Here is a 15,959-nt window from a genome sequence, read left to right on the forward strand (position 1 = left end):
CGGATTGATATCCTCGGCCCCGCCGCGATCGGCGTCAAGGGGCGTGTCTGCCCCGTCGGCACAGTAAGGATTTCGAGGAACTTCATGGAGCAGTCGGCTACCCAGGCCGTTACCGAAACGAACGACCGCGCCGAATCAGCGCCGGCCTCGCTGCGCGGCGACCACCGCGCGCCCGATCGGCTGGTCTTGCAGCGCGGAATCTTCACCGGACCTTCGGCCAAGGTCAGCGACGAGCTGTACGCCGTGGTCAAAGGTCGCGGACACCGCGAACGTCTGGCCCTGCGCTTGGAGAAGGGCGCGACGGCGCACACCAACACCTACTTCGGCCGCTTCGCCGCGGCCTACTGGCAACGCTGGACCACCGTCACCGAAGTGCGCACCACCATGGTGCTCGATGTGGTCGGCAAGGCGAACGTCCGGCTGGTCGCCTCCGATATCGCCGGGCACCGCCGGATCATCCAGACCACCAAGGTCACCGCGAGCGGCCCGGTGACGCTGAGCGCGCCGCTGGACCAGTACGTCGACGGCGGCGCGCTGTGGCTCGAATTCGACGCGCTCGGCGGCGACCTCGGCATCACCGAGCTGACCTGGACCTCGGTCGCGCCCGAGCGGGTCCGCCCGGTCGCCATCGCGATCTGCACCTTCAACCGGGCCGCCGACTGCGCCGAGACGGTGGCCGCGCTGGCCTCCGACGCGACCGTGCTCGCCGCCATCGACGCGGTCTACGTGGTCGACCAGGGCACCGATCTGGTGCAGGACCGGCCGCGTTTCCAGGAGACCCGCCCGATCTTCGGCGACAAACTTCGCTACATCCGTCAGCCGAACCTCGGCGGCGCGGGCGGCTTCACGCGCGGGCTCTACGAGGTGTCCTCGGCCAACGAGCACGCCGACGTCATCCTGATGGACGACGACATCCTGTGCGAACCGGAGACGGTGCTGCGGCTCAACGCCTTCGCCAACTCCACGGTCGAACCGATGCTGGTCGGCGCGCAGATGCTGTTCCTGCTCAACCCGGACTACCTGAACGTCGGCGCCGAAGAGGTGCACCTGCACGAGCTCAAACACGGGCAGAAGGTGTCCAAGGCGCTGCGCAACACCAGCATGCTCAAGAAGAATCAGGAGCGGCGCGTCGACGCGGGTTACAACGCCTGGTGGACCTGCCTGATCCCGGCCGAAGTCGTCGCCGAGATCGGCCTGCCCGTCCCGATCTTCTTCCAGTGGGACGACGTCGAATACGGCGTCCGCGCCAGGAAGCACGGTTTCCCGACCGTCACCCTGCCCAACGCGGCCGTCTGGCACGCCGACTTCTACTGGAAGGACTACGACGACTGGGCGCGCTACTTCAGCACCCGCAACTCGCTCATCGTCGGTTCACTGCACACCGATCTGGACGGCAAGGCGATCACCCGCAAGCTGTTCCGCGATCTGGCCGAACAGTTGGTCGCCATGCAGTACGGCCTCGTGCACACCACCCTTCAGGGCATCGAGGATTTCCTCGAGGGACCGAAGATCCTGCGCGACGGCGGTATCGCCGCGCTGGCCGAGGCGCGCACCAGCCGTGCCGACTACGCCGAGACGATCAAGCATCCGGCCGCGACGCCGCCGGTGCCCTCCGCGGACATCCAGATCCGGCGCGCGGGCGGTGAACCGAGCCGAACCATGCTCGTGCTCGTCAAGCGGGCGATCAACCAGTGGTTCGGTCGCACCCAGCACGGTCTGATCGGGGTCACCCGCGAGGACGCCTACTGGTGGCATGTCTCGCTGTTCGACCATGTCGTCGTCACCGACGCCTCGCAATCGGGCGTCCGGATCCGCCGCCGCGACAAGGCGCGTGCCCGCGCCCTGCTGCTGCGCACCATCCGCGTGCTGCGTCGCCTGCGCGAGGAACTGCCCACGCTCCAGGAGCAGTACCGCACCGCCATGCCCGAACTCACCAGCCGTTCGAACTGGGAGCGGCTGTACGGGATCAACGCGGACTGATCGAGCGGGAACCGGTGGCCGTGCCCAGGGGCGCGGCCACCGGGACTCTCAGAGGAACAGGTCGGTGGTCAGCGGCCCGTCGCCGGGGGTGACGCGGTACTTGTCCAAGTCGGTGATGCCGTGGGCGGCGAGCACATCGTCGTCGATGAAGAAATTGCCCGTCGTCTTCTCCGCGGGCGAGGTCAGCACCAGGTAGGCCGCGTCGGCGTAGATATCGGGGGTGCGCGACGTCGCGATCATCTCGTCGCCGCCGAGCAGGAATTTGACCGCCGCGGTGGCGATGGTGGTGCGCGGCCACAGCGAGTTCACGCCGATGCCGTCGTTCTTCAGTTCCTCGGCCAGGCCGAGTGTGGTGAGCGACATGCCGTATTTGGCGATGGTGTAACCCAGCGAGGAACCCGCCCATTTCGGGTCCAGGTTCAGCGGCGGCGAGAGGGTGAGGATATGGGGATTGTTCCCCGCCTTCGCCGAGGCCCGCAGATGCGGGATGCTGAGTTTCGAGAGTAGGAAGCTGCCCCGGCAGTTGATGTCCTGCATCAGGTCGTACTTCTTCATCGAGATCGCGTCGGTGGGCGACAGATCGATGGCGGAGGCATTGTTGACCACGAGGTCGATCCCGCCGAAGCGCTCGACCGTCTGACGCACGGCCTCGGCCACGGACTCATCGATACGGACATCGCCGACGAACGCCAGCACCTGGCCGCCTGCCGCTTCCACTTCCGCCGCCGCGGTGTGGATGGTGCCGGGGAGCTTGGGATGCGGCTGATCGGTCTTGGCGATCAGGGTGATGTTCGCGCCGTCCGCCGCCGCGCGCTTGGCGATCTCGAGACCGATGCCGCGGCTACCGCCCGACATGATCAACGTCTTGCCCGCGAGCGGCTTCGATGCCGGTTCCGTCATTACCTGCTCCTGTCGTATGTGCCGCAGGTCGACAGATGCCCGCGGCCTTCCGCGCTTTGCACACTAAGCGTAGACCACGACCCTATGCAACTGGTTGCATAGGGTTTGCGGGCGGCCCGCCACGCGGCGCGACGACCGTAGAACGGGCGTCGGACCTGCGAGGTCCGACGCCCGTCGGAATCAGACCGAGGCCGCCAGCGCGAGCACGAACAGCAACACTGTGAGCACCGCGACGATCGTGAGCGGAAGCCAGGCCAGCAGAATGCCCGGCGTCTTCTGCGGCCCGAACCCGATCGCGCCCTTGAAGAAGAACACGGCCGGGGGCTTGTAGTAGACCCGTGCGCCCGGCCCCGAGCCGACCTGAACCGGCATCTCGCCCGGGCCCATGTCGAACAGCCACGGCGTGGCGATCCAGACGTGGTAGGTGCCGGGACCGACCGGAATATGGTTGTCGCCCCACCGGGTGTTCGGCACCTGCTGACCGTTGATCTTGATCTTCGGCTTCACGAGCAACCCGTACAAGAACCCCGTCCACGCGTAGGACGTGTTGACGGTGATGCCGGGCGGCGCGGGCGGACCTTGCTGCTGCCCCTGCTGTTGCCCGAATTGCCCCGGCCGACCGCCGAATTGCGGCGCGGGCTGCTGCACGAACTGCTGCGGCTGCCCGTAGGGCGCCCGCTGGTGCTGTGCCGACTGCCCATACGGCTGTGGAACCTGCTGGTGTGGTGCGGACTGTCCGTAGGGCTGCGGTGCCTGCTGGTGTGGTGCGGATTGCCCGTACGGCTGAGGGACTTGCTGGTGTGGTGCGGATTGCCCGTACGGCTGAGGAACCTGCTGATGCGGAGCCGACTGCCCGTAGGGCTGCTGCGGCGCCTGCTGGTGCGGTGCCGACTGTCCATACGGCTGTGGAACCTGCTGATGCGGAGCCGACTGGCCATACTGCTGCGCCTGCTGGTGCTGCGGAGCCGACTGCCCGTACGGCTGCGGTGCGTCGTACGGCTGACCCGCCTGCTGACCGGGTGCGCCCGGCCACTGTCCGGGCTGCGGCTGGCCCTGAGGCGGATTTCCGCCGGGGTAACTCATCCATCTCTCCCAGGATCGCGTGTGTGCGTGCCGAATCTACCGTGGCTCCGCACGATCAGCGGCGCGAGCTCCGGTCCCGGTAGTTCCGGCGCTGCTGTTTGGTGATGTCCTTCCACACCTGTTCCCGCTCGGCCTGCAAACGCTTGTCGGTGCGCGCGCGCATCCACTCGTTCTCCTTGGCGAGCTTGCGGTAACTCTCCAGCCGACGCTCGGTCAGTTCCCCGCTGTCGATGGCCGCGCGAACAGCGCATCCCGGTTCGCCGCGATGCGCGCAGTCACCGAATCGGCATCGGTCCGCGAAGGATTCGATATCGCTGAAGGTTCGTTCGATGCCATCGGAGGCATCCCAGAGCCCGATGCCGCGCAGTCCGGGGGTGTCGATGAGCGTGCCGCCACCGGGCAGCGGGCGCAGTTCGCGATGCACCGTGGTGTGCCTGCCCTTCTTGTCACCCGCGCGCACCGCGTTGGTCGCGAACACCTCCGCGCCGAGCAGCGCGTTCGCGAGCGTGGATTTACCCGCGCCCGACGGTCCGATCAACGCGACGGTGCCCTCCAGCGTCGCGGTGAGCACGTCGAGGCCGACCCCGGTCGTCGCGCTCACCGCCAGCGTGACGGCTCCCGGCGCGACCGCCCGTACCTCGTCGAGCGGAACATATTCCGCCGCATCGGCTTTGGTGAGCACCACGACGGGTTGCGCGTTGCTCTCCCAGGCCAGGGCGAGCATTCGCTCGATCCGGTTGAGATCCACATCGCCGTCCGCCGCGGTACAGATCAGCACCGTATCGACATTGGCGGCGAGCACATGCCCTTCGGATCTCCCTGATACCGAGGAGCGGACGATAGCCGAACGCCGCGGCAGCAACTGGCGCACATTCAACTGCTGGTCGATGCCGACCCAGTCACCGGTGCACAGCCCGCTGAGCTCGGAATCCGAACGCGGACACCGCGCCCTGGCGATTCCGGTGAAGGTCGCGACATCGCATTCGCCGCGGTCCATGCGGATCACGCGCGCGGGCACGCATCCGTCGGCGAGGATTCGTTCGTATTCGTCGGAGATGGCTTCGTTCAAGCCGTAGGCAATGAGGTCGTTCTCGACCATGGGTAGGTGTAGTCCTTCTGCGGGCGCCGAGCCCGGCAGGACTCAGCGAGAAAGTTTCGAGGTGGAATTCCATGTGGCGGCGCGCGTATGCGCGGCTCGACCGGACACGACAATCCGAGCGTTGACCTTCATGACTCCACCTCCTCGTCTCTCTCGCTGGTGCACACACTCTCGCACGACCCCGAAACCCACGCAACGCATTTTCTACCTGCGACGATCCCGTGACCGGTCGGCTCGACCTACTTCTCGGGGGCCTGCGTATCGGGTGGCTGTTTGTCGGGCTTGCCGAACTGCTCGTGCCGTCCGAGCGAGCGCAGATGGAACCATTCGCGCAATCCCGCCGGATCGCGCCGGGTCACCAGGAAGAACCAGGAGAAGCGAATCCATTCCTGCGGCAACAACTTCCGCATACCGGGCTGCGCCATCAGATAACCGCGATTGCGGTAGGTGAAATAGCGCTTCACCGGGTCGTCCGGGTATTGCGTGTGCATCCGGCCGCCGAGGATCGGCTTGAATTCCTCCGCGCCGTTGGGGTGCAGGTAGGCGGTCTGTAGGCAGGTGCCGAACGGGAGACCGGAACGGACCAGCCTGCGGTGCACTTCCACCTCGTCGCCGCGCACGAACAGCCGCAGATCGGGAACGCCGATCAGATCGACCGCCTTCGCGGAGATCAGCGCGCCGTTGAACAGCGAGGCGATACCGGGTAGGAAATCCTCCTCGCCCAGTTCCGAGCGCAGCCGCCGCCACACCACACCGCGGCGCAGCGGGAAGGCCAGCCGATCCGGCTCGTCGATATCGCAGACGACCGGCGAGACCTCGGCCAGGCCGTATTTCGCCGCGCAATCCAGCAGGATCGACAGCACCTCGGCCCCCTCGGGCCTGCCGTCGTCGTCGGCCAGCCACACCCAATCCGCGCCCTGGGTGAGCGCGTGCAGGATGCCGAGCGCGAAACCGCCCGCGCCGCCGAGATTGTGGGCCGAACCGAGATAGGTGGATTCGATGGGCTGGTCGCGCACCAACTCCGCGACCTCGGGCTCGTTACCGTTGTCGATCACGATCAGGTGATTCACCGGCCGGGACTGCGCGGCAAGTACTTTCAGCGATTCGGCGAGTAGTTCGCGCCGCTTGTGCGTGACGACGACGGCGATGATCCGCGCGTCGGGGCCGGTTCCCGCCTCGGGCTGTACCAGCGAGACGTCCAACAGCGGTGGATAGTCGTCGTCGGAGTCGACCGGGTTCGACACCCCTGCATCGATCGGGACATCGCTCCCGGTCGGCTCGTTCATGTCGGATTGCGCTCCAGTTCTCGATCGTCGGATTTCTCGCCGTGCGCCGGGCGTTCGGCTCCCAGCTCCCGCGTGCGTTCAGCACCCAGCTCGCGCAGCACCGTCGCGACGTGATTGCCCGCTTCCGGTCCTTCGTAGGCGCGCACCACCTCTTCGATACCGCCGCGCAGCCGGATCTGTCCGTGGTCGATCCACATCGCGGAATCGCAGAGTTGCGCGAGGAATTCATTGGAATGGCTGGCGAACACCAGGATGCCGGAACGCGCGACCAGTTCCTGCAACCGCAGCCGCGCCTTCTTCATGAATTCCGCGTCGACCGCGCCGATACCCTCGTCCAGCAGCAGGATCTCCGGATCGATCGAGGTGACCACACCCATCGCCAGCCGCACCCGCATACCGGTGGAATAGGTCCGCAGCGGCATCGACAGGTATTCGCCGAGTTCGGTGAAGTCGGCGATCTCCTCGATCTTGGACAGCATCTGCTTGCGGGTCTGACCGAGGAAAAGACCGCGGATGATGATGTTCTCGTACCCGGAGATCTCCGGGTCCATGCCGACGCCGAGATCGAAGACCGGCGCGACCCGCCCGCGGATTCTGGCACTGCCGCGCGAGGGCTCGTAGATCCCCGAGAGCAGCCGCAGCAGCGTCGATTTACCCGCGCCGTTGTGGCCGACCAGCCCGACCCGGTCGCCTTCCTTCAGCGCGAGATTGATATCGCGCAGCGCCTCGACGACGACCACATCGGACTGGTTGCGTCCGATCGCGCCGCCCGCCTTACCGAGGAAGGCCTTCTTCAACGACCGCGATTTCGCGTCGAAGATCGGGAATTCGACCCATGCCTGATGGGTTTCGATACTCACCTGAGAGGTCACCGGGGAGCCTCCTTATACCCAGTAAGGAACGCGCGAACGGAACTGCTTCATCGCCAGTACCGCGACGATCCAGCCGACCACGGTGATCGTGCCGACGATCACCCAGTGCCGCAGCGCCTGCGGCTCGCCGAGCAGGGGCGCACGGACGATCTCGAGATAGTGGAAGGTCGGGACGATCTCGACCAGCCGGGCCCGCTCACCCGCGCCCATCTGCGATTGCAGCGATTTGGTCGTCCACATCACCGGTGTCAGCACGAACAGCATCAGCGTGGTGCTGCTGAGGATGGGCGCGATATCGCGGTACCTGGTGCTGAAGATGCCGAAGACGATCGACACCCACATCGCGTTCAGGAACAGCAGCACCATCGCGGGCAGCGCGAGCAGGCTCGACCAGCCCAGGTTCTTCCACACGCTGAACGCGACGAGAAGCACCAGGTAGATGACCATATTGTGGGCGAAGAACAGCACCTGCCGCCATACCAGTCGGTAGACGTGCACGCTCAGCGCCGACGGAAGCTGTTTGATCAGGCCCTCGTTGGCGATGAAGACTTCCGAACCCTCGAGGATGCTGGCCGAGATCACGTTCCAGACGATGAGACCGACGGTCACGTAGGGCAGGTATTCGCGCAACGGCTGATCCAGCAGCGTCGCGTACAACACACCCATGGCCGCCGCCTGTAGGCCCGTCGCGATGGTGATCCAGAACGGGCCGAGCACCGAGCGACGGTAACGCTGTTTGATGTCCTGCCAGCCCAGCGACAGCCATAGCTCGCGCTGGGTGAGGCCGTCGCGGAAATCCTTGAAGGCACGCCGGAAGGTCTGCGAGTCCGAGACCAGCGGCTCGGTCGGGACGCCGATCACCGGAGCGCCGGCATCGTCGGCGGTAGTCGAGTCCTCGGTGGTCACCGAATTCTCTTCTTCCGATCCACGGGTGTCCTCTGCTCCAGCAGATTCCACCGAGCTGTCATCTGAACGCACTTGGCTCTCTTCAGGACGCACCGTACTCACATCGGAGTCGGGTCGAGCGGCAGCGGCGGGCACGGTGCACGACACTACCTGTCCCGAATCCCGTGCGGACCCGCTGGTGCATATACGATCGCGCCGGATTTCGCGACCCCCCGGGCCGTTCGAGCACTACAAGTACTGACCGGAGCCGCCGGTGACATGGTCCGGTCGCCCGCCGCGCGGATCCGCCGTCTGCAACCCCGGCGGCAGCGCGCCCTGGCGCATCTGCTCCAGCTGCGCCCGCGCCGCCATCTGCTGGGCGAACAGCGCCGTCTGGATGCCGTGGAACAGGCCCTCCAGCCAGCCGACCAGCTGGGCCTGGGCGATCCGCAGTTCGGCGTCGGAGGGAATCGCCTCGTCGGTGAACGGCAGGGTCAGCCGCTCGAGTTCGTCACGGAGTTCGGGGGCGAGGCCCTGTTCCAGCTCGCGGACCGACGATCGGTGGATCTCGCGCAGGCGGGTGCGGCTGGCGTCGTCGAGCGGAGCCGCGCGCACCTCCTCCAGCAGCTGCTTGATCATGGTGCCGATGCGCATCACCTTCGCGGGCTGCTCCACCATGTCGGCCAGCGATTCGCCCGCGTCGTCGCGATCGTCCTGATCGTCGGATTTCTTCCCGGTTCCGGACACCACCTGACCGGTCAGCGGTGTACCCGCGTCGGCCGGTATGACGAGGTGCTGTCCGTCGGGACCGACCACGACGATGGAATCGGGTGACTCATCCGAGTGCGTCATGATCTCCATCATGTCGAATCCGGGTCGATCGCGCTAAGGCGGGAGTCGGGCACACCGAGCCGACCGAGCTGTTCGCCGGTCGGTGTCTGCGCGGGCCGGTAGCGTCCTAAACTGTTCGGGTCGTCGTATGGTTCGGATTTGTCGAAAGTCGGTTGCCATGCTGAGTCCCAGTTCGCCGCGCCCTGTCACGCCGCCGCGTAACCGGGGGCGATCGCACTCGTCCGCGCCGGTCGGGGGGAACCTCGGGGGGAACACTGTTACATGGGCTTGCCCACTGCCCTTAGAGTGGCCAGCATGACTTACGACGTCGCGAGGGTTCGGGGCCTGATACCGTCCCTGGGCGACGGCTGGATCCATCTGGATCCGCAGGCAGGCATGCTGGTTCCGGATTCGGTATCCCGTGCCGTGTCAACGGGTTTCCGTACGTCGTCGTTCTCTCACATCGGGCGCAACGGCGCCGCCGTGCGCAGTGCCGCGATCCTGGACGCGGCCCGCGAGGCCGTCGCCGATCTGGTCGGCGGTGATCCCGCGGGCGTTGTCCTCGGTCCCGATCGGGCGGTGTTGCTGGCCTGGCTCGCGGAGTCGCTGAGCTCCCGGCTCGGGCTCGGCACGGGCATCGTGCTGTCCCGTTTGGACGACGAGGCGAATGTCGCGCCGTGGTTGCGGATAGCCAACCGCTACGGCGCCCACGTGCGCTGGGCCGAAGTCGAGATCGAGACCTGCGAGATGCCGTCGTGGCAGTTCGAGGAGCTGATCGGGCCGACGGCGCGGCTGGTCGCCCTCACCGCCGCCTCCCCGATCGTCGGATCGGCCCCCGCCGTGCGGGTGGCGGCGGACCGCGTGCACGAGGTGGGCGGCCTGCTTGTCGCCGACGCGTTCGGCGCCGCGCCGTACGCGCTGATCGATATCGATGAACTCAACGCCGACGTCGTCGCGCTGAGCGCACCCGCGTGGGGCGGCCCGCAGATCGGCGCGCTGGTCTTCCGCGATCCGGCCTTCCTCGACCGCATCCCGTCGATGTCGTTGAACCCCTACGCGAAAGGCGCCGAACGGCTCGAGGTCGGCGGGCACCAGTACGCCCTGCTCGCCGGGCTGACGACGTCCATCGAATTCCTGGCGGGCCTGGACGAGCGTGCCTCGGGTACCCGCCGCGAGCGACTCGAGATCTCCATCACCTCGCTACAGGACTATCACGATCAGCTGTTCGAGCATCTGATGGACACCCTGGACAAGATCCCGAATCTGACGGTGATCGGCCGCGCCTCCACCCGCATCCCGACGGTCAGTTTCACCCTGTCCGGCATGCAGGCCGAGAAGGTCGCGGCCAAACTCGCCGACGCCCGTATCGGCACGCTCAGCGGCGTGCACGGCGGCAGCCGCCTGCTCGACGCGCTCGGCGTCAACGACGAGGGCGGCGCGGTGACCGTCGGCCTGGCCCCGTACACGACCAAATTCGAGATCGACCAGCTCGGCCGGGCGCTCGCCGCTCTCGAGTAAGCACCTCTCTCGAGTAGGCACCGCCCGCGATAGGCACCGCCCGCGAGTAGAACCGCGCTCGGCGCGCTGTCCGCGAACCGACACGGCCGCGCGGACATCGCTCGCGGTGGTCCTCAGTCCCGCACCCGCAGCGTGACCTTTCCGAACGCGTCGGACGATTCGAGTAATCGATGCGCGTCCGCGGCCTCGGCGATCGGCAGTTCCGCGTGGATGACCGGCACGATGGCGCCGTCGGTGACCAGCGGCCACAGCTGTGCGCGCACCTCGGCGATGATCTCGGCCTTGCTGTGCGGACCCGACGCGGGCCTGCCGCGCACGTTCGTCGCGTGCACCGTGCCCCATTTCGCCAGCAACGCACCGAGATTGAGTTCCGCGGTGACACCGCCCTGCATACCGATGATCACCAGATGCCCGTGCGCGGCCAGCGCCTCGACATTGCGCGCGAGATAGGCCGCACCCATATTGTCGAGGATGATGTCCGCGCCGGGGCCGCCCGCTCCCGAAGTCTCGCGGCGTACGGCGGCGACGAAATCGTCGTCGCGGTAGTTGATCAGCACCGTCGCACCGAGTTCCTTGCAGCGCTGCAATTTCTCGGGCGAACCGGCCGTGACCGCCACCCGCGCGCCTCGCTGGACCGCCACCTGGATCGCGTGGGTGCCGATGCCGCTGCCGCCGCCGTGGATCAGTACCAGCTGCCCGGCTCGCAGACCCGCCGTCATCACCAGATTCGACCAGACCGTCGCGGCCACCTCGGGTAGTCCGGCCGCCGCGCCCAGATCGAAATCCTGCGGCACCGGCAGCAACTGGGCGGCGGGCACCACGACGCGTTCGGCGTAACCGCCACCGGACATCAGCGCGCAGACCCGGTCACCGACCTGCCAATCCCGCACGCCCTCGCCGACTTCCGCGATGACGCCCGAACATTCCAGGCCCATGATCTCGCTGGATCCCGGCGGCGGCGAGTAGTAGCCCTGCCGTTGCAGGAGGTCGGCCCGATTGACGCCCGCCGCCACGACGTCGATGAGCACCTCCGCGTGCCCCGGCCTCGGATCCGGCGCCTCGCCCCATGTCATGACCTCGGGGCCGCCGAAACCGTTCAGCTTGATAGCGCGCACTGCTCCGCCTCTCCGCGACTCGTGTCGCACGTGAGTGTCTCGGCCGTGTCCCGCCGGGCCGCCGCCGGTCGATTCCGGGGCGAGTCACCCGGTCACCGGCGACATCGATTCTTGCGTGCAAAAGGGTACCCGTCCGCCGCACGCGAACCCGTCCGCATTGCCGGTGCGAATATTGCCGAATTCGCACAGCGCCGAGCCCGGTATGTAATCCCTGGATTTCGATTTGCCCGCCGGGCCGCGCGGATGAGCCGGAGGCGCTACCGTTCCCGGCGTGAGTAATTTCGTCGACTTCCAAAACGAGATCTACCAGGGCGGATCGGTAGGTGACGTACCCGAATTGCCGATGACGGCAGCGGGTTTGGAGGAACGTGCGGAGCGTGAACTGGAGCGGTCCGCTTTCGCCTATGTCGCGGGCGGCGCGTCGTCCGAGCGGACCGCCGCGGCCAATCGCGCGGCATTCGACCGCCATCGCATCCTGCCGCGAATGTTGCGCGGCACGACCGGACCCGATGCGCGTGATCTGTCGGTGGAAGTACTCGGCACGCGACTGGCCGCCCCGGTGCTCACCGCGCCGATCGGGGTGCTCGAATTGATGCACGAGGGCGGCGAGGTGATCGTGGCGGAGGTGACGCGAGAACTCGGAATCGGCACCGTTCTCTCCACCGCGGCGTCCACGCCGATCGAGGAGGTCGGCGCGGCCGCGGGCGCCTGGTGGTATCAGCTGTACTGGCCCTCCGACGACGAGTTGGCGCGATCCTTCGTCGAGCGCGCCGAGCGTGCCGGGGCCTCCGCGATCGTGGTGACCGTCGACACCCCGACCCTCGGCTGGCGGCCCCGCGATCTCGAGGTCGCGCACCTGCCCTTCCTACACGGTAAGGGGATCGCCAACTACCTGTCCGACCCGGTATTCCTCGACCGCCTCGCCGCGCCCCCGCACGAGAGCCCCGAAGCGATGCGGGCCGCCGTCCTCGCCTGGCGCGGCCTGTTCGGCAACCACGACCTGCGCCCGTCCGACCTCGCCCACCTGCGGGAATGGACCGATCTGCCGATCGCGGTGAAAGGTGTCATGCACCCCGACGACGCCAGGCAACTGGTCGACGCGGGGGCCGACGCGATCGTCGTCAGCAATCACGGCGGCCGCCAGGTCGACGGTTCGGTCGCGGCACTGGATGCCCTGCCCGCGGTGATCGCCACCATCGGCGATCGCGCGGACGTCCTGTTCGACTCCGGCGTCCGCACCGGCTCGGAAATGCTGATCGCCCTGGCACTGGGTGCCAAAGCGGTGCTGTACGGCCGCCCGTGGGTGTACGGTCTCGGCCTGGCGGGCCGCGATGGCGTGCGGCACGCGCTCCGGATGCTGCTCGCCGATTTCGATTCCGCGCTCGGGCTGTCCGGCTGCGCGACCCCCGCCGAACTGAGCCGCTCCCTGATCGTCACCTCCCGCTGAATCGAAAAGTGTTTGTGCTGTTCAACGGCATTAGAATGGAAGTGTGGATCTCGAACCGAACCGTCGCGCACCTGCCGAGCCCCGGTGGCTCGACCCGGCGCAGCAACGGGCATGGCGGGCCTACATCGACGGTAATCAGCGGATGAACGCGGCGTTGAACCGGCAGTTGCAGACCGATAGCGACCTCAGTCTCCCCGAATACCGCATCCTGGTGCTGCTGTCGGAGGCCCCCGACAACCGCCTCCGGATGAGCGAACTCGCCGACGGCGTCCTGTCCTCCCGCAGCAGGCTGACCCACCAGATCCGCAGAATGGAGGACCAGCACCTGGTCCGCCGCAACACCTGCGAGGACGACGGCCGCGGCGTCATCGCCGAACTCACCGAAGAGGGCATGCGCTGCCTCGAGGCCGCCGCCCCCCGCCACGTCGAAGCCGTCCGCCGCGATTTCATCGACCTGCTCACCCCCGATCAACTCGAGGTCATCGCCGACGTCTTCGCCCGCATCGACGCCGCCATCGCCCGCCGCGGCGACTGACAACACCGCCCATATCTCATTGGGCGTGCCCCCACCCCGCAAGGTAGAGTCGCCGCACGGGTCGTCCACGCGCCGACCCGCAGGGAGACGTGGCAGAGCGGCCGAATGCACTCGCCTTGAAAGCGAGCGTCGCGAGAGCGACCGGGGGTTCAAATCCCTCCGTCTCCGCACATTCATCGGTCTTCTCAGGTCACCGCCTGTCGGCTGAGCACTTCGACCAGCCGCGCCGCGTTCTCCAGCCTCTCCTCCTCGAGATCCGGACGCGGATAGGTGTGCCGGAAGATCGACTCGCCGTCGAACATGTGGATCAGCGAGGTCGCGACCAGGCGGGTGAGATCCGGGGGCACCTCCGGGTCGAGCGCGTCGATCGCGGCCTGTTCGACATCGTCGATCAGTGCCCGCGCCACCGGATGCAGCCGCTCGCGGAGTTCGGGTTCGGTCCGTGCCGCGACGAGCAATTCGAACCAGACGACATTCGTCTCGTGCCGGATCGCCGCGCGCGCGTAGCGGACGAGGTCGATCGGCGGTAGCCGGTCCTCGGTGGTGGTCAGGTCACGAAAGTTGGCCATATGCCGTCGCCCGACCTCTTGCGCCGCGGCGACGACCACATCGAGCCGGGAATCGAAATGCCGGAACAGCCCGCCTTTTGACACACCCGCTCGCGTGCAGATCTCGCCGATCGAGGCCCGGTGATAGCCGACCTCTTCTATCGCCTCGATGGTCGCGTCGACCAGTTTCGCGATGGTCGCGCCTTTGCGTTCGGCTTGTGTCCGGCGCGGCGGCGCCGTCACTTCGCGCCGGCCCGCAGGAACCGCCCGATTTTCGTGTCGCCGAGAGCCGCCGTCGGTTCTCCGTCGCCGAATACCCGTTGGCCGCCGATGAATACGGCGGTCACGGTGTCGTCGTTGCGATTGACCATGCGGGGCAGATTATCGAACTGGGGGACCGGGCACTCCGCGTAGGAGTCCAGTGATTCGTCCAGGTGGGCCGGATCGATGATGACGATATCGGCCCGATCGCCTTCGCGCAGACGCCCCGCGTCGATGTCGTACCAGTCGCCGAGTTCGCCCGTGAGACGGTGCACGGCCTGTTCGATGGTCATGAACGGGCACCCGGCCCGCTCCGCGTCGTGGACGCGGCGCAGGAAACGCAACCCGAAGTTGTAGAACGCCATATTGCGCAGGTGCGCGCCCGCGTCGGAGAATCCGAGTTGCACACCGGGATCGGCGCCGAGTTTGGCCAGGAATTCCGGGCGATGATTGGAAATCGTTGTCCGCCAGCGCAGTTTCGTCCCGTATTCGACGACGAGGTCGAGGAACGCGTCGACCGGATGCAAGCCGCCGCGATCCTGTCCGACCTGGCCGAAGGTCTTGCCGACGACGGTGTCGTCCGGGCAGTCCACGATCTCGGCATCGAAGAAATCGCGATGCCACACCCGCATACCGAATTTCGAGTCGTACTGCTTCCTGAATTCGCGCCGGTACTTCTCGTTCCGCATCAGGGCATTGCGCTCGACCTGATCCGACAGGTGCAGTGCCGCCGCGCCGGAACCGAACTCCTCGAAGATCACCAGGTCGATACCGTCGGCATACACCTCGAACGGCACCGGCAGATGCTGCCAGCGGAAATCCCCGCCGAGCCCGTTGAGGACCCGCGATATCGCACCCATGAGATAGACCAGGAACGGATTGGCCTTCAGGTCGGCGGCCGAGAGCAGGCTCGTCTTGAGCCGCCGCCGTCCGATCCCGAGCGTGCTCGAGGTCATCGCGATGATGCTGCGCGGCGAGGTGATATCCGGACCGGCCTGCAACACACGACGCCGACGCCGCAGAATCGCGTTGAGCCGCCGCCGTTCCCGCGCTTTCGCATAGGTGGACGGCAGGGTGCGCGACCGGCAGAGATCACCGTCGAGTTTGTCGAATCGCAATTGCTGAGCCGACATTCCGACGAATCCCGCGTCGAGCGCCTCGGTGAGCGCGGCCTCCATCGAAGCCATTTCGGCCGCGGTCGGGCGAATATCGCCTCGGGTGGCCCGGTCGAGTCCCATTTCCGCGCCCCGGATATCGGAGTGGCCGATGAACGCCGCGACATTGGGCCCCAGCGGAAGTTCCTCCAGCGCCGCGACATACTCGCGCGCCGAATTCCACGTCTTCTTCTCGCTGATCGCCTCGATCACGTGCCGCCGCGGAATCGCCTCGACCCGTCCGAAGATATCGCCCGCCGTCGTCGCGTCGACGTGCACGGTCGACAGTGAACACGACCCGAGCAGCACCGTGGTCACCCCGTGGCGCACCGATTCCGCCAGCGCGGGCCCCCGCAGCACCTCGATGTCGTAATGCGTATGGATATCGACCATCCCCGGCAGCACCCACTTACCGCTCGCGTCGACCACCTCCCCGCACCCGTCC

The 15,959-nt window shown here is 67.0% G+C and carries 14 protein-coding genes and 1 tRNA gene; 5 read left to right on the plus strand and 10 right to left on the minus strand.

From position 1 onward, the window contains the following. Window positions 1-84: 84 nt before the first annotated feature. The gene (locus JZ792_RS14670; protein WP_216911003.1) at window positions 85-1,980 is read left to right on the plus strand and encodes a glycosyltransferase; all 1,896 of its coding nucleotides are present in this window, start codon (window positions 85-87) and stop codon (window positions 1,978-1,980) included. 48 nt (window positions 1,981-2,028) lie between these two features. Here the strand turns inward: JZ792_RS14670 and JZ792_RS14675 are convergent, their stop codons facing one another. The 7 genes from JZ792_RS14675 to JZ792_RS14705 form a co-directional block, all read right to left on the minus strand. Then, window positions 2,029-2,880, minus strand: coding sequence for an SDR family oxidoreductase (locus JZ792_RS14675; RefSeq protein ID WP_216911004.1), 852 nt, complete (start codon window positions 2,878-2,880; stop codon window positions 2,029-2,031). 180 nt (window positions 2,881-3,060) lie between these two features. After that, window positions 3,061-3,963 (minus strand): hypothetical protein, encoded by a 903-nt coding sequence (locus tag JZ792_RS42015; RefSeq protein WP_254189828.1) that lies wholly within the window; start codon window positions 3,961-3,963, stop codon window positions 3,061-3,063. 55 nt (window positions 3,964-4,018) lie between these two features. Then, a complete protein-coding gene (rsgA, locus tag JZ792_RS14685) occupies window positions 4,019-5,062 on the minus strand; it encodes a ribosome small subunit-dependent GTPase A (RefSeq protein WP_216911005.1) in 1,044 nt (347 codons plus the stop codon). Between the two features lie 239 nt (window positions 5,063-5,301). Next, window positions 5,302-6,348, minus strand: a complete 1,047-nt coding sequence (glfT1, locus tag JZ792_RS14690) for a galactofuranosyltransferase GlfT1 (protein WP_254189829.1) — start codon at window positions 6,346-6,348, stop codon at window positions 5,302-5,304. Next, window positions 6,345-7,220 carry a galactan export ABC transporter ATP-binding subunit Wzt/RfbE gene (gene wzt / locus JZ792_RS14695; protein ID WP_216911006.1) on the minus strand — a complete coding sequence of 292 codons (876 nt, stop codon included), beginning with the start codon at window positions 7,218-7,220 and terminating at the stop codon, window positions 6,345-6,347. The genes glfT1 and wzt overlap by 4 nt, the downstream gene beginning before the upstream one ends. A gap of 12 nt (window positions 7,221-7,232) precedes the next feature. Then, window positions 7,233-8,081 carry a galactan export ABC transporter permease subunit Wzm/RfbD gene (gene wzm / locus JZ792_RS14700; RefSeq protein ID WP_438804333.1) on the minus strand — a complete coding sequence of 283 codons (849 nt, stop codon included), beginning with the start codon at window positions 8,079-8,081 and terminating at the stop codon, window positions 7,233-7,235. A gap of 273 nt (window positions 8,082-8,354) precedes the next feature. Next, window positions 8,355-8,957: a bacterial proteasome activator family protein gene (locus JZ792_RS14705; RefSeq protein WP_216911007.1), complete on the minus strand. Its 603-nt coding sequence runs from the start codon at window positions 8,955-8,957 to the stop codon at window positions 8,355-8,357. A gap of 294 nt (window positions 8,958-9,251) precedes the next feature. On the opposite strand from JZ792_RS14705, the gene JZ792_RS14710 reads away from it, so the two are divergent. After that, complete coding sequence (locus JZ792_RS14710; protein ID WP_109522824.1) at window positions 9,252-10,454, plus strand: cysteine desulfurase-like protein; 1,203 nt, start codon at window positions 9,252-9,254, stop codon at window positions 10,452-10,454. 113 nt (window positions 10,455-10,567) lie between these two features. On the opposite strand, the gene JZ792_RS14715 is transcribed toward JZ792_RS14710, so the two are convergent. Next, complete coding sequence (locus JZ792_RS14715) at window positions 10,568-11,569, minus strand: NAD(P)H-quinone oxidoreductase (RefSeq protein ID WP_216911008.1); 1,002 nt, start codon at window positions 11,567-11,569, stop codon at window positions 10,568-10,570. 271 nt (window positions 11,570-11,840) lie between these two features. On the opposite strand from JZ792_RS14715, the gene JZ792_RS14720 reads away from it, so the two are divergent. From JZ792_RS14720 to JZ792_RS14730, 3 genes are all read left to right on the plus strand, one after another. After that, window positions 11,841-13,016: an alpha-hydroxy-acid oxidizing protein gene (locus JZ792_RS14720; RefSeq protein ID WP_308165299.1), complete on the plus strand. Its 1,176-nt coding sequence runs from the start codon at window positions 11,841-11,843 to the stop codon at window positions 13,014-13,016. 43 nt (window positions 13,017-13,059) lie between these two features. Continuing rightward, entirely contained in the window at window positions 13,060-13,551 is a 492-nt protein-coding gene (locus tag JZ792_RS14725) for a MarR family winged helix-turn-helix transcriptional regulator (RefSeq protein WP_308165300.1), read from the plus strand. Window positions 13,552-13,634: 83 nt separating this feature from the next. Then, a tRNA-Ser gene (locus JZ792_RS14730) sits at window positions 13,635-13,719 on the plus strand. A 17-nt stretch (window positions 13,720-13,736) separates the two neighbouring features. Here JZ792_RS14730 and JZ792_RS14735 read toward each other — a convergent pair. Both JZ792_RS14735 and JZ792_RS14740 read right to left on the minus strand, forming a co-directional pair. After that, a complete protein-coding gene (locus tag JZ792_RS14735; protein WP_216911009.1) occupies window positions 13,737-14,342 on the minus strand; it encodes a TetR/AcrR family transcriptional regulator in 606 nt (201 codons plus the stop codon). After that, the coding region (locus JZ792_RS14740; protein ID WP_216911010.1) for an N-acyl-D-amino-acid deacylase family protein at window positions 14,339-15,959 on the minus strand (1,621 nt) is incomplete at its 5' end. The genes JZ792_RS14735 and JZ792_RS14740, both read right to left, overlap by 4 nt.

This window comes from Nocardia noduli, assembly GCF_019038455.1.
GTDB classification, from domain to species: Bacteria; Actinomycetota; Actinomycetes; order Mycobacteriales; family Mycobacteriaceae; genus Nocardia; species Nocardia noduli.

Coding starts and splice junctions, on each gene's coding strand:
- JZ792_RS14705 (WP_216911007.1), bottom strand. CDS start 8,957: ATGACGCACTCGGATGAGTCACCCGATTCCATCGTCGTGGTCGGTCCC.
- JZ792_RS14710 (WP_109522824.1), top strand. CDS start 9,252: ATGACTTACGACGTCGCGAGGGTTCGGGGCCTGATACCGTCCCTGGGC.
- JZ792_RS14675 (WP_216911004.1), bottom strand. CDS start 2,880: ATGACGGAACCGGCATCGAAGCCGCTCGCGGGCAAGACGTTGATCATG.
- JZ792_RS14670 (WP_216911003.1), top strand. CDS start 85: ATGGAGCAGTCGGCTACCCAGGCCGTTACCGAAACGAACGACCGCGCC.
- glfT1 (WP_254189829.1), bottom strand. CDS start 6,348: ATGAACGAGCCGACCGGGAGCGATGTCCCGATCGATGCAGGGGTGTCG.
- JZ792_RS42015 (WP_254189828.1), bottom strand. CDS start 3,963: ATGAGTTACCCCGGCGGAAATCCGCCTCAGGGCCAGCCGCAGCCCGGA.
- rsgA (WP_216911005.1), bottom strand. CDS start 5,062: ATGGTCGAGAACGACCTCATTGCCTACGGCTTGAACGAAGCCATCTCC.